The following is a 13,849-nucleotide window of genomic DNA, read 5'->3' as shown; positions in this document are numbered from 1 at the left end:
ACCATGACCGAATACAAAATTGCACTTGTTGGCTTTGGCGGTGTGAACCGTGCCCTGGCCCAACTGATCGCCGAACGCAATGCGCGCTGGCAGCAAGAGCTGGGCTTTGGCCTGAAGATCGTTGGCGTGACCGACCTGTTCCTGGGGTCGGCAATCGACCGCAACGGCCTGGATGCGGCCACGCTCGCTGCACTGCCTGCTCAGAAGGGGGCGCTGGCGCAGATCCCGCAAGGTTCGGCTGAAGCGTTCAACGAATCGGTGATCAAGCAGTCCGGTGCCGACATCATCGCCGAGGCCACATTCACCAACCCCAAGGACGGTGAGCCGGCGGCAACCTTCTGCCGTTGGGCGCTGGAAGCTGGCAAGCATGTGGTCACTACCAACAAGGGGCCGATCGCCTTGCATGCTGCGGCGCTGAAGGCCCTGGCCAAGGCCAATGGTGTGTCGTTCGAGTACGAAGGCGCGGTCATGAGCGGTACGCCGGTGCTGCGCATGGCGCGCCAGACGTTGGCCGGTGCAGGCCTGGTGGGGTTCGAGGGCATCCTCAACGGCACCTCCAACTATGTGCTGACGCGCATGGAAGAGGGACTCGGTTTTGCCGATGCAGTGGCCCAGGCGCAAGCACTTGGCTATGCCGAGGCGGACCCGAGCGCCGATGTGGAGGGGTATGACGTACGCCTGAAAGTGGTGATCCTCGCCAACGAGCTGCTCGGCGCTTGCTTGCAGGTGAATGATGTGACCTGCAGCGGGATCAGCAGCCTCGATAGCGCTGCTATCCAGCAAGCGCAGGCGGCGGGCCAGCGCTGGAAACTGATCGGCAGTGCCAGCCGTGAAACCGATGGTTCGGTGCGTGCCAGCGTCGAAGCGCGCCTGTTGCCCGGCAACCACCCTCTGGCGGGTATTTCCGGTGCCACCAATGCGGTTGCGTTCAACACCGAATTGCTGGGCGCTGTAACCGTGTCCGGCCCGGGTGCGGGGCGTGTCGAAACGGCATTCGCCCTGTTGTCGGATATCGTCGCCATCCACACTGCTGGCCGCTCGGCCTGAGGAGCAACCTTCATGAGCCTGACTTCCGTGTCCCGGGTAGCCGTCCAGCAACCCGCCTTGATCGATGTCTACAGCCCGTTCGACGGTAGCCTGGTCGGCAGCGTCGCCAACCTTGCTGCCGATGCCGTGCCAGGTCTGCTCGTGCGTGCTCGGCAGGGCGTGCACGAAAGTGCCGCGCTGCCTCGGCACCGTCGCGCCAGCATCCTGGAGCAGGCGGCCCGGCTGATTGAGCGCGATGCAGCCGATTTTGCCGGCCTGATTGTCGACGAAGCGGGCAAGACCCTGCGTCAGGCCGAGAAGGAGGTGAAACGCTGCATCAACACGCTCAAGCTGTCTGCCGAGGAAGCGCGGCGCAATGCCGGCGAGGTGGTGCCGTTCGATGCCTACGAAGGCTCCGAATCGCGTCAGGGCTGGTTCACACGCGAGCCGCTGGGGCTGATCCTGGCCATCACGCCGTACAACGACCCGCTCAACCTGGTGGCGCACAAGTTGGGGCCAGCGATTGCCGGGGGCAATGCGGTCATTCTCAAACCCTCGGAGCTGGCCCCGCTTTCTGCCTTGAAGCTGGTGCAGTACCTGGTCGACGCGGGGCTGCCAGAGGCCGTCGTCACCGTGGCCACTGGCGGTGCCGAACTGGGCAAGGCCCTGGTGGCCGTGCGTGAAGTGCGGATGATTTCCTTCACCGGCGGTTTCGCCACAGGCGAACAGATTGCCCGGGGGGCGGGCCTGAAAAAACTGGCCATGGACCTGGGTGGCAACGCCCCGGTGCTTGTACTGAAGGACTGCGACCTCGAGGCCACTGTCGAGTCTTGTGTATCTGGCGCGTTCTGGGCAGCCGGGCAGAACTGCATCGGCACCCAGCGCATCCTGGTGGAAGCTTCCATCTATGAGGCATTCCGCCAGCGCTTCGTGGCCTTGACCCAGGCCATGGTGGTAGGTGATCCAGGCCTGCGCGAAACCGACATGGGGCCGATGATCACCGAAGGCTCGGCCCGGCAGATTGAAGAGCGCGTGAACCAGGCCCTTCAAGGCGGCGCTCGCCTGCTCTGTGGTCACAAGCGCCAGGGGGCTACCTATTCGCCGACGGTGCTGGAAGGTGTTGACCACGCCAGCCGGCTGTGGCGTGAAGAGGTGTTCGCACCGGTGGTGATGCTGGCGCCCTTCGAGGAGATCGAGCAGGCCATAGCGCTGGCCAATGCCCCGGAGTACAGCTTGCACGCTGGTGTGTTTACCCGAGACCTGTCCTTGGCGTTGAGCCTGGCACGGCGTATCGAGGCGGGCGGCGTGATGATCAACGACTCGTCCGACTACCGCTTCGATGCCATGCCATTCGGTGGCTCGAAATATGGAAGCCTTGGCCGCGAGGGGGTGCGGTTCGCCTACGAGGACATGACCCAGCCCAAAGTCGTCTGCCTCAACCAGATGGGTTGAGAGGGGGAACCTTGATGATCGAACGTTATGGACAAGGCGAGCGGATGTCGCTGGCGGTCTGCTACAGGGGCCTGTTCGAAACGGCAGGCGTGGTTGCGGACGACCTGCAGCAGGATGTACAGGGCCAGTTGCGCCAGGCGTTGGGTACGATCGATGGGCTGATGGCAGAGGCCAACGTCGACAAGGAGCATTTGACCCGGGTTCAGTTATGGATCGCCGACTACAGCCACTTCGACCTGGTCAATGAGGTGTACGATGCCTGGTTGAAGGGGTATCCGAAACCTCCACGGGCTTGCGTAGGCGCAGACCTGGGAGAGGGGTATCTGGTCGAGGTGCAGGTGTTTGCCGTGTGCCCTGAGCGCTCCTGACCCAAAGCGGCTGACGCCCCGGGTCAGCGCACAAACCGGGGTATCGCCTTTACGTAGGCCAGTTCGCCTAGCAGTTCCACCAATGTCTGCGTAATCACAGCTGCCGCCGCCAAACCGCGCATGTCTTCCGGCAACGCCAGCGCCAGCGGCAGCACTACCAGCGAATTGCGCGTGGCGGCGCTGAAGGTTACCGAGCGTGCCTCGGTCACCGGCAAGCGCAGCAAGCGCGCCGCAACGAACCCGAGCACTGGCGCCAGCAGCATGAAGCCGATGTACACCGGAATCACCGGTAGCAAACGGTCGAAATCACGCAGTACTACGGCAATCTGCGAGGCGATGACCACCACCAGCACCAGAGCCATGGCCGGTACCGGCATCCACGCCCAGGCGTCGTTCCAGGTCGAGACCGTGCGTGAGCGACGGGCGCCGGCGCTGGTGAGTACGGCGAGGGCCATCGGCAGCACGATCAGTAGCACGAAGGCTTCCACGAACGGGGTGATGGAGATGGCCACGCTGCTGTTGTCACCCAGCATCAGGGCCAGGTAGAGCGGCAGCATTGCCAGTTGTACCAACAGCAGCACAGGGGTGGCAGCCAGGGTCAGGCGGGAGTCGCCTTTGCCGATGTGGGTGAAAACCACCACGTAATCGATGCACGGTGTCAGCAACACCAGCAGCGCGCCGATGAGGATCGCCGGGTGTGCCACCAGCCCACGGGTAATGGCCCATACCAGCAGCGGCACGAAAATGAAGTTTGCCAGTAGCAAGGCGCTGATGAAGCGGCGGTTGCTCAGGCCTTGGCGCAGGTCGAGGAAAGGGATCTGCAGGAACATCGCGTACATCAGCACGGCGATGGCAGGGGTGACCAGGACTTCCATGTGGCGCGCAGTGTCGCTGGTCAGCACTCCGAAGGCGACGGCGGCCAGCACGGCGGCGAAGTAGATCGGGATCTGGTGGGTTTCGAGTTGCTCTCTGGTCAAGGTCCGGCCTGTGCTCGGTGCTGTGGAGGGGGCACAGGGTAATACGAGATAGCAGCACGGTGTCGCGGTTTTTGTGGGAGCGGCCTTGTGTCGCGAAAGGACCGCAAAGCGGTCCCGGCAATCTCGATGGCGAAGTTGCAATCGTGGGGCCGCTGCGCGCCCCTTTCGCGACACAAGGCCGCTCCCACATTGACCGTATCGACTTCAAGTCTTGCAGCCTGCGTCAAACGAAAAAGCCCGGCACTAGGCCGGGCTTTTTCCTGTCAGGCAATCGCCAATCAGTTGCCGTAAACCGGCAGCTTCTTGCAGATGGCCTTGACCTTCTCACGCACGGCGTCGATAACCGCTTCGTTGTTCAGGTCAGCCAGGATGTCGCAGATCCAGCCAGCCAGCTCGCGGCACTCGGCTTCCTTGAAACCACGGGTGGTAACGGCTGGGGTGCCGAAACGCAGGCCCGAGGTGACGAACGGGGAACGTGGGTCGTTCGGTACCGAGTTCTTGTTGACGGTGATGAAGGCTTTGCCCAGGGCGGCGTCAGCGTCCTTGCCGGAGATTTCCTGCTTGATCAGCGACAGCAGGAACAGGTGGTTCTGGGTGCCACCGGAAACCACGTCGAAACCACGCTCGATGAACACGCTGGCCATGGCCTGGGCGTTCTTCACTACCTGCTGCTGGTAAGCCTTGAACTCAGGCTGCAGGGCTTCCTTGAAGCAGATGGCCTTGGCAGCGATGACGTGCTCCAGCGGGCCACCCTGGGCGCCAGGGAAGACGGCGGAGTTCAGCTTCTTCTCGATCTCTTCGTTCTTGCGAGCGAGGATCAGGCCGCCGCGCGGGCCGCGCAGGGTCTTGTGGGTGGTGGTGGTGACCACGTCGGCGAACGGAACTGGGTTCGGGTACACGCCAGCGGCAACCAGGCCGGCAACGTGGGCCATGTCGACGAACAGGTAGGCACCGACCTTGTCGGCGATGGCGCGGAAGCGGGCGAAGTCCAGAACCTGCGAGTAGGCCGAGAAGCCGGCAACGATCATCTTCGGCTTGTGCTCGACAGCCAGGCGCTCGACTTCGTCGTAGTCGATCAGGCCGTTGCTGTCGATGCCGTACTGGATGGCGTTGTACAGCTTGCCCGAGGAGCTTACCGAAGCACCGTGGGTCAGGTGGCCACCGTGGGCCAGGCTCATGCCCAGGATAGTGTCACCGGCCGACAGCAGGGCCAGGTAGACGGCGGCGTTGGCCTGGGAGCCGGCGTGCGGCTGAACGTTGGCGTAGTCGGCGCCGAACAGTTCCTTGGCACGGTCGATGGCCAGTTGCTCGACGACGTCGACGTACTCGCAACCACCGTAGTAGCGCTTGCCTGGGTAGCCTTCGGCGTACTTGTTGGTCAGGACCGAGCCCTGTGCCTCCATGACTGCCGGGCTGGTGTAGTTTTCCGAAGCGATCAGCTCGATATGCTCTTCCTGGCGCAGAGCTTCTTGCTGCATGGCTTCGAAGAGCTCGGCGTCGTACTTGGCAATGGTCAAATCACGGCTGAACATGGCGGTCCTCAAGGATCGGGGTGAATTGGGGGGGCATTCTAACCGATTGATCCGCGGCTGGCATATGAAGTGGCATCAAGTCGCGGACCAATGGGCTTCACGTTGCATCCCGCGCCGTTTCTGGGCTGGGCGGGAACTGGAGTTGACTCGCAGGTCCGTTTTTACAGGTGCGCTTCTCAGGCCGGGCGCGGTCCCTGTAGGAGCGGCCTTGTGTCGCGAAAGGGGCGCGCAGCGGCCCCGCGATTGCAGCGTTGCCGCCGAAATTGTCGGGACCGCGTTGCGGTCCTTTCGCGACACAAGGCCGCTCCTACAGAGTCCGCGCACGCCAGGAGGCGTCGGGGTCAATGGAACATGAAGAGCTTCTCGTTGGCGAACTGCGCCTCGAACTGATGCGCCGGCATCGGCCGCCCGAACAGGTAGCCCTGCACCTCGTCGCAACCATGCTCGCGCAGGAACTCCAGCTGCTCGTGGGTCTCCACCCCTTCGGCGATCACCGCCAGGTTGAGGCTGTGGGCCATGGCGATGATCGCCCGGGCAATCTGCGCATCCTGCTCGCCTTCGGGCAGGCCGTCGACGAAGGTGCGGTCGATCTTCAACACGTCGATCGGGAACTGCTTGAGGTAGTTCAGCGACGAATAACCGGTGCCGAAGTCGTCCACCGCGATGCTCAGGCCGAGGTTTTTCAGGCTGGCGAGAATCTGCATGGCTTCGTTCACTTCGCGCATCAGGATGCTTTCGGTCAGCTCCAGCTCCAGGCACGCCGGTGGCAGGCCGGTTTCTTCCAGAATGGTGGCGATGCGCGTGCCCAGCTGGCCGTCGGAGAACTGCCGCGCCGAGATGTTCACCGACACCTTGGGCACGCGCACCTTGGCCTTGTGCCAGGCCTTGAGCTGGCGGCTGGCCTCGCGCAGCACCCAGTCGCCCACGTCCACCACCAGGCCCAGTTCTTCGATCACCGGGATGAAATCGCCCGGCGGCACCAGGCCGCGGGTCGGGTGGCGCCAGCGCAGCAGGGCTTCGGCGCCGGTCAGGCGCTTGCCGTCGCCACTGAACTGCGGCTGGTAGTAGAGGATGAACTCGTTCTGCTCCATGGCATGGCGCAGGTCGCTCTCCAGCTCCAGGCGTTCCAGGGCGCTGGCGTTCATCTCCGCCTGGTAGAACTGGAAGTTGTTCTTGCCGCGCTCCTTGGCGTGGTACATGGCGGTGTCGGCGTTTTTCATCAGCTGGCTCAGTTCGCTGCCGTCCTGCGGGCTGAGGGCGATGCCGATACTGGCGGTAACGAAGAACTCGCGGTTTTCCAGCACGAACGGCCGCACCAGGCTGCCGAGGATGTTCTCGGCCACGTGGATGGCGCGGTTGAGTGCCATCTCGCGGGTAGCGCGCGGTTGCAGCAGCAGGGTGAACTCGTCGCCGCCCATGCGCGCCACGGTGTCGTCGTTGTCCACACAGGCCAGCAGGCGCTGGGCCATGTCCTTGAGCATGCGGTCGCCGGCAGCGTGGCCGAGGGAGTCGTTGATCGGTTTGAAGCGGTCCAGGTCGAGGAACATCAGCACCACCCAGGCCTTTTGCCGCTCGGCCTGCTGCAGGGCGTTGTACAGACGGTCCTGGAACAACGTGCGGTTGGGCAGGTGGGTGAGGGCGTCGTAGTAGGCCAGGCGGTGGATGCGCTGTTCGCTGGCCTTGCGCTCGCTGATGTCGGTGAAGAAACACACGTAGCTGGCCAGGTCGCCTTCGTCGTCCAGCACTGCGGTAATGCCGACCCAGGCCGGGTAGTGGTCGCCGTCGCGGCGCTTGAGCCACATTTCGCCCTCCCAGCTGCCGCGCTGGTAAAGCTGCTTCACCACGTAGCGCAGGTGGCCTTCCTGCTGCTCGTCGACGGTAAGCATGCCCGGCAACTGGTCGAGCACCTCGCTGACGGCGTAGCCACTGACGCGGCTGAACGCTTCGTTGGCCTGGACGATATAGCCCGCCGGGTCGGTGATGAGGATGGCCGAGGTGGAGTGCTCGAATACCGTCGCTGCCATGCGCAGGTCTTTCTCGGCACGGCGTTGCTGGCTGATGTCGCGGCCAACCCCGAGCACGCCTTCGAAGCGCTCTTCATCGTCCCACACCAGCACCAGGCGCAGTTCAATGGGGATCTTGCGGCCATCGGCGCGCAGGCAGTCGAAAAGGAACAGCTGGGTGGGCAATTGGTTGCGTAGCTGGGCCAGCTGGGCCGGGTCGCCCATGGCCTTGCTGACGCGCTCCATCAGGCTGTAGATGCCGGTGAGCTGGGACGGGTTGGCGATGATCGACTGCCAGCCGTTGGCGAAGATCCAGTCGGCCTGGTAGCCCAGCACGCTTTGCACCGAGGGGCTTACGTAGTTGAGCTGGAGCAGGTTGTCGGTGGAGAAGATCACGTCGCTGATGCTTTCGGCGAGCATGCGGTAGCGCTGCTCGCTGTCGCGCAGCGACTGGCTGGCCTCGATCTGCACCGTCACGTCCTTACCCACGCCGATGATGCGTGTCACCAGGCCGTCGGCGTCACGGGTCAGCACTTGTTCGCGGATGTCGTAGCAGCGCCAGCCGCCATCGCGGTGGCGGAAGCGCAGCTGGCAGTGCAGCGGCTGGTCATGGCCGCTGTCCCGCTGTTGCTGGCGCAGCGCCTGGTAGTGCGTGGCATCCTCGGGGTGCAGCAGCAGTTCCCAGAAGCGCTCGCCCATCTGCGCCAGCTCGGTACGGTCGTAGCCCAAGGTCTGGCCGAGGTGGCGGTTGCTGAAGATCATGCGCTGGCTGAGCACGTCCTGCACATACAACTGGTCGGGCACGGTGCGCACCACGTCCGACCAGAAGCTTTCGCGCTCCAGCAGCGACAGCTCCACCTGCTTGCGGCTGGTGATGTCGCTGATGCTGAGGATGACCGCCTGGTAGTCGCGGCGCTGCTGCGGCAGGCGGGCCATCAGCCACAGGTGCAGCTCGCCACCCAGCGGCGCCGGCAGGCGCACCTCCAGCTCCAGCAGCGGGCGCTGCTCGATCAGCGCGTCGATCAGTTGCATGCCGATGCTGTCGCGGCCATCGCCAGTGCCATCGATCAGGCGCTGCCAGGCACCTTCGTGGCTGTCGATGTTCAACAGTTGGCGGGCCACCTGGTTGATCTCGGTGATCTTCAGCTCCAGCAGCAGCGAGCGGCGCAGGTTGGGGTCCAGGGCCAGGCTGTGTTTGAGCGCGGCACGGTTGCGCAGGTGGTAACGGTCGAGTTGGCCGGGCAGGCTGGACAGGTCGAGCACACACAAGGCCACGCCGGTGCCTTCGAAAATTTCCTGATAGCGCCGGCGGTCGTCCTGCAGCGCCCGTTGGCGGCGGCGCATGTTGACCAGGGCCAGCATCGGCAGCAGGGCGCAGAACAGCACCAGCAGGCATTTGCCGAGCAGCGCCGGCAGCAGCTTCTGTTGGGCCAGCTTGGCGTCGAACAGGCCGCGCAACTGCCAGGTACTGTTGTCGATGAAAGCCAGCATCACGCTTTGCAGCGGTTCGTTGCTGGTAACGGCCGGCGCATGGCTTTGCAGTACCTCGCCGTTGCGGCTGTTTTCCAACAGCCACAGCGGGTGGCCGGCACCATCCAGGTGGAGGGTGAGGGTGCGGTAGTAGTCTGGCGACAGGCGCAGCAGCCAGTAGCCGCGGCCTTGTTCGGTGGCCTGGCGTAGCAATAGGTAGACGGTGCGGTTGTCGCCCGAATTGGTGAAGAAGTACGGGCTGCCCTGGTTCAGCCTAAGCAGCTCGTCAAGCAAATGGCGGTCGGGGCTGCCGGCCAGGCTGTCGGCCTGCACCTGCCCGGTAGCGTCCAGCCAGGCCATGCTCTGCAGGGCCGGCAGGCGCTCGCGAAGGGTGCCCATGAGGCTGGGCAGGGCCGAGGGCGTCGGCGCCTTGACGTAGGGCTGCACCACATTCACGGCCTGTTGCGCCTTGAGGGCCATGTTCAGGCTCAGGTGGTCGGCCAGTTCGGCGGTGGCGTCCAGGCTCTGTTTGCGCAGGTCGGCCTGGGTATGGTTGAACTGGGCGAACAGCTGCCACAGCAGCAGGCCCAGCAGGATCAGGGCCAGCAGCGCCAGCGCACCCTTGATCGACCCGCGCAGCGAGGCCACGGGCGCCTGTGGCGCGGAACGCAATGTCGACGGATGAGTAAGATTGGTCAAGCGTTGATCCTGCGATTGGGCTGGCGATGGCAGGGATGGATCATGCACGGTGTGTGCCGGTGTCTGGTTGCCAGACCGCGGTGGCGCACTATAAGGCCGGACACCCGAAACGGGCTAGCATGCCTAGGATTATGGCAAAGTGCCAGCCGATGTGACCGGTGGTGCCTGCCCGGTGGTTCGGCAAGCCCCTGCAACCTGTGCGAGAATAGCGCCCGCTTCAAATGACAACGCATCGGAGATGTTCGGTTTTGGTTACTCACTTTTCCTCCAATGGCCTCGATTCCGCCTGCGGGCGCAGCAGTCAGACCCTTGTCAGCACTGCCGTGACCGAGGACGTATCCTGCAAGTCTTGCCAGCGTTCGCTGAGCAAACCCGAGGCGGCAGCTGTCGCCAAGAGCAAGAGCCCATCGCTGGCCGAACTGCGCAAGACCGCCAAGGCGGCAGTTGAGCCGGCAGTCGCCGTGGCCGAGGTCAAGCCGGCGGTCAAGGTTGTCAGCGTGCCTGCGGCCGCCAAACCGGCAAAAGCTGCCGAGCAGCAGCCGACTCGTAGCGGTGGCTTCAGCGTGAAGTCCGCCTGGGCCGCGCGCCTGGCCGAGCAGGGCGACCGTTGCCGCTTGCCGCGGGGCAAGGCCAAGCAGCGTCACGTCTGAGTCATCTGCAGCTGTACCGGCCCTTTCGCGGCTAAAGCCGCTCCCACAGGGATTATCACTGCCTTCGAGAACTGTGCAGTACCTGTGGGAGCGGCTTTAGCCGCGAAGAGGCCAGCACAGGCAATAGATTCTCCCCGGTCCTACCCCCCACCATCCGCCCCTCCTATGCAACGCCGCGCGTTGGCGTAGAATGGTCGACTTTGTTCAATGACACCCCGTAAATACATCCCCCTGGCCAGCGCGCCGGGGCGATCGTCGATGTCTTTACCTATCTGATTAGAGGGCTTGGTTTTGGCTCAATACGTCTACACCATGCATCGGCTGAGCAAGGTCGTGCCGCCGAAGCGGGAAATTCTCAAGAACATTTCCCTGTCGTTCTTCCCGGGCGCCAAGATCGGCGTGCTCGGCCTGAACGGCGCGGGTAAATCGACCCTGCTGCGGATCATGGCGGGCGTCGACAAGGAATTCGACGGCGAAGCCCGTCCGATGCCCGACATCAACGTCGGCTACCTGCCACAGGAACCGCAACTGGACCCGAACAAGTCGGTGCGCGAAGTGGTCGAGGAAGCGGTCAGCGTGATCAAGGACGCCCAGGCGCGCCTGGACGAGGTCTATGCTGCCTACGCCGAACCGGATGCCGACTTCGACAAGCTGGCCGCCGAGCAGGCCAAGCTGGAAGCCATCCTGCAGGCCGCTGACGGCCACAACCTGGAGCGCCAGCTGGACGTTGCCGCCGACGCCCTGCGTCTGCCGGCCTGGGATGCACGCATCGAGCACCTGTCCGGTGGTGAGAAGCGCCGAGTGGCCCTGTGCCGCCTGCTGCTGTCGGCCCCCGACATGCTGCTGCTGGACGAACCGACCAACCACCTGGACGCCGACTCGGTGGCCTGGCTGGAGCGCTTCCTGCACGACTTCCCAGGCACCGTGGTAGCCATTACCCACGACCGTTACTTCCTCGACAACGTCGCTGGCTGGATCCTGGAACTGGACCGCGGCGCCGGTATCCCGTACGAAGGCAACTACTCGGGCTGGCTGGAAGCCAAGTCCGAGCGCCTGGCGCAGGAATCCAAGCAGCAGAGCGCCCACGAGAAGGCCATGAAAGAGGAACTGGAGTGGGTGCGCAAAGGCGCCAAGGCCCGCCAGTCCAAGTCCAAGGCACGTCTGCAGCGCTTTGAAGAAATGCAGTCGCAGGAATTCCAGAAGCGCAGCGAAACCAACGAGATCTACATCCCGGCCGGCCCGCGCCTGGGCGACAAGGTCATCGAGTTCAAGAACGTCACCAAGGGCTACGGCGACCGCGTGCTGATCGACAACCTGTCGTTCTCCATGCCTAAAGGCGCCATCGTCGGTGTGATCGGTGGTAACGGTGCCGGTAAGTCGACCCTGTTCCGCATGCTGATGGGCAAGGAACAGCCGGACTCGGGCAGCATCGAGATCGGTGAAACCGTGCAGCTGGCCTGCGTCGACCAGAGCCGCGAAGACCTGGACGGCGGCAAGACCGTATTCCAGCAGGTTTCCGACGGCTCTGACATGATCCGCATCGGCAACTACGAGATCCCGTCGCGTACCTATGTGGGCCGCTTCAACTTCAAGGGTGGCGACCAGCAGAAGTTCGTCAAGGACCTGTCCGGTGGTGAGCGTGGCCGCCTGCACCTGGCTCTGACCCTGAAGGAGGGCGGTAACGTCCTGCTGCTCGACGAACCGTCCAACGACCTCGACGTCGAAACCCTGCGTTCGCTGGAAGAGGCCCTGCTGGACTTCCCGGGCGCGGCGATCGTGATCTCCCACGACCGTTGGTTCCTGGACCGTGTGGCTACCCACATCCTGGCGTACGAAGACGACTCGAACGTGGTGTTCTTCGAGGGTAACTACACCGAGTACGAAGCCGACCGCAAGAAGCGCCTGGGCGATGCTGCTGCCCAGCCGCACCGTGTACGGCACAAGAAGCTGGCTCAGTAAGCCGGTGTTCTGATGCACAAGAATGGGGCCCTTTGAGGCCCCATTTTTGTGCCCGACTGGGAAGTGGTGCTGGCTTCATTCGCGGGCATGCCCGTTCACACAGGAGCCCCTGAAACCCAAGGCCTGTGATGAACCTGTGGGAGCGGGCGAGCCCGCGAATGAAGCCGCCGCCGCCCCGGATTTTGTATACACTTATATAAAACGCACCAAATAATTTCAAAAAAACGACATTTCGCCCTATTCCGGTGCGATTGCTTCTTGGTACATTCCTGAAAAAACCAATAAGTCCAATCCTCTTGGTGAGATGTCTACCATGATCGAATCTGTCGACAATTTCCTCGCGCGCCTGAAGCAACGCGATCCGGCCCAACCTGAATTCCACCAGGCTGTGGAAGAAGTGCTGCGCAGCCTGTGGCCATTCCTCGAGGCCAACCCGCATTACCTGCAGGCCGGCATTCTGGAGCGTATGGTCGAGCCCGAGCGCGCCGTACTGTTCCGCGTGTCCTGGGTCGATGACCAGGGCAAGGTGCAGGTCAACCGCGGCTACCGCATCCAGATGAGCAGCGCCATCGGCCCGTACAAGGGCGGCCTGCGCTTCCACCCGTCGGTCAACCTGGGCGTGCTGAAGTTCCTGGCCTTCGAGCAGGTGTTCAAGAACTCTCTCACCTCGCTGCCCATGGGCGGCGGCAAAGGCGGCTCGGACTTCGACCCCAAAGGCAAGAGCGACGCCGAAGTCATGCGTTTCTGCCAGGCGTTCATGAGCGAGCTGTACCGCCACATTGGCGCTGACCTGGACGTCCCGGCCGGTGACATCGGCGTGGGTGCCCGCGAAATCGGCTTCATGTTCGGCCAGTACAAGCGCCTGGCCAACCAGTTCACTTCGGTGCTGACCGGCAAGGGCATGACCTACGGCGGCAGCCTGATCCGTCCGGAAGCCACCGGCTACGGCTGCGTGTACTTCGCCGAGGAAATGCTCAAGCGCCAGGACAAGCGTATCGATGGCTGCCGCGTGGCGATTTCCGGTTCGGGTAACGTGGCCCAGTATGCCGCGCGCAAGGTCATGGACCTGGGCGGCAAGGTGATTTCGCTGTCTGACTCCGAAGGCACCCTGTACGCCGAAGCTGGCCTGACCGATGCCCAGTGGGATGCGGTGATGGAACTGAAGAACGTCAAGCGTGGCCGCATCAGCGAACTGGCCGCGCAGTTCGGCCTGGAGTTCCGCAAGGGCCAGACCCCGTGGAGCCTGCCGTGCGACATCGCCCTGCCGTGTGCCACGCAGAACGAACTGGACGCCGAAGACGCCCGCACCTTGCTGCGCAATGGCTGCATCTGCGTGGCCGAAGGCGCCAACATGCCGACTACCCTGGAGGCTGTGGATATCTTCCTGGAGGCCGGCATCCTGTACGCCCCGGGCAAGGCCTCCAACGCCGGCGGCGTGGCCGTGTCGGGCCTGGAGATGTCGCAGAACGCCATGCGCCTGCTGTGGACTGCCGGTGAGGTGGACAGCAAGCTGCACAACATCATGCAGTCGATTCACCATGCGTGCGTGCATTACGGTGTAGAGGCGGATGGCCGCATCAACTACGTCAAAGGTGCGAACATCGCGGGCTTCGTGAAAGTGGCTGATGCGATGTTGGCGCAAGGCGTGGTTTGATCTGAGGCCGTTGGGGCCGCTTTGCGGCCCTTTCGCGACACAAGGCCGCTCCTACAGGT

At 63.6% G+C, this 13,849-nt stretch carries 9 protein-coding genes; 6 read left to right on the top strand and 3 right to left on the bottom strand.

The annotated features are described in order from the left end of the window. Positions 1 to 3: 3 nt before the first annotated feature. Genes CAG18_RS10230 through CAG18_RS10220 form a run of 3 tightly spaced genes read left to right on the top strand, consistent with a single transcriptional unit; the run spans position 4 to position 2,846 of the window. The gene (locus CAG18_RS10230) at positions 4 to 1,047 is read left to right on the top strand and encodes a homoserine dehydrogenase (RefSeq protein ID WP_054572298.1); all 1,044 of its coding nucleotides are present in this window, start codon (positions 4 to 6) and stop codon (positions 1,045 to 1,047) included. Between the two features lie 12 nt (positions 1,048 to 1,059). Next, positions 1,060 to 2,478 (top strand): aldehyde dehydrogenase family protein, encoded by a 1,419-nt coding sequence (locus tag CAG18_RS10225; RefSeq protein ID WP_015268888.1) that lies wholly within the window; start codon positions 1,060 to 1,062, stop codon positions 2,476 to 2,478. Between the two features lie 44 nt (positions 2,479 to 2,522). Further along, positions 2,523 to 2,846 (top strand): RidA family protein, encoded by a 324-nt coding sequence (locus CAG18_RS10220; RefSeq protein ID WP_052329203.1) that lies wholly within the window; start codon positions 2,523 to 2,525, stop codon positions 2,844 to 2,846. A 23-nt stretch (positions 2,847 to 2,869) separates the two neighbouring features. Here the strand turns inward: CAG18_RS10220 and CAG18_RS10215 are convergent, their stop codons facing one another. From CAG18_RS10215 to CAG18_RS10200, 3 genes are all read right to left on the bottom strand, one after another. Continuing rightward, positions 2,870 to 3,823: an arsenic resistance protein gene (locus tag CAG18_RS10215; protein WP_085720836.1), complete on the bottom strand. Its 954-nt coding sequence runs from the start codon at positions 3,821 to 3,823 to the stop codon at positions 2,870 to 2,872. A gap of 278 nt (positions 3,824 to 4,101) precedes the next feature. Beyond that, positions 4,102 to 5,355, bottom strand: a complete 1,254-nt coding sequence (gene glyA, locus CAG18_RS10210; protein WP_003256308.1) for a serine hydroxymethyltransferase — start codon at positions 5,353 to 5,355, stop codon at positions 4,102 to 4,104. Between the two features lie 341 nt (positions 5,356 to 5,696). Then, a complete protein-coding gene (locus CAG18_RS10200) occupies positions 5,697 to 9,527 on the bottom strand; it encodes a bifunctional diguanylate cyclase/phosphodiesterase (protein ID WP_043935307.1) in 3,831 nt (1,276 codons plus the stop codon). A gap of 248 nt (positions 9,528 to 9,775) precedes the next feature. On the opposite strand from CAG18_RS10200, the gene CAG18_RS10195 reads away from it, so the two are divergent. The 3 genes from CAG18_RS10195 to gdhA all read left to right on the top strand — a co-directional run bounded on the left by CAG18_RS10195 (position 9,776) and on the right by gdhA (position 13,790). Beyond that, a complete protein-coding gene (locus CAG18_RS10195) occupies positions 9,776 to 10,177 on the top strand; it encodes a hypothetical protein (protein WP_015268892.1) in 402 nt (133 codons plus the stop codon). 291 nt (positions 10,178 to 10,468) lie between these two features. Next, positions 10,469 to 12,136 (top strand): energy-dependent translational throttle protein EttA, encoded by a 1,668-nt coding sequence (ettA, locus tag CAG18_RS10190; RefSeq protein WP_015268893.1) that lies wholly within the window; start codon positions 10,469 to 10,471, stop codon positions 12,134 to 12,136. Positions 12,137 to 12,449: 313 nt separating this feature from the next. After that, positions 12,450 to 13,790: an NADP-specific glutamate dehydrogenase gene (gene gdhA, locus CAG18_RS10185; RefSeq protein WP_085720834.1), complete on the top strand. Its 1,341-nt coding sequence runs from the start codon at positions 12,450 to 12,452 to the stop codon at positions 13,788 to 13,790. The last annotated feature ends 59 nt before the right edge of the window (positions 13,791 to 13,849 follow it).

It is taken from the genome of Pseudomonas sp. B22(2017) (assembly GCF_002113105.1).
In the GTDB taxonomy this organism is placed as follows: domain Bacteria; phylum Pseudomonadota; class Gammaproteobacteria; order Pseudomonadales; family Pseudomonadaceae; genus Aquipseudomonas; species Aquipseudomonas asiatica.
This window is presented reverse-complemented; position numbering and strand designations above follow the sequence as displayed.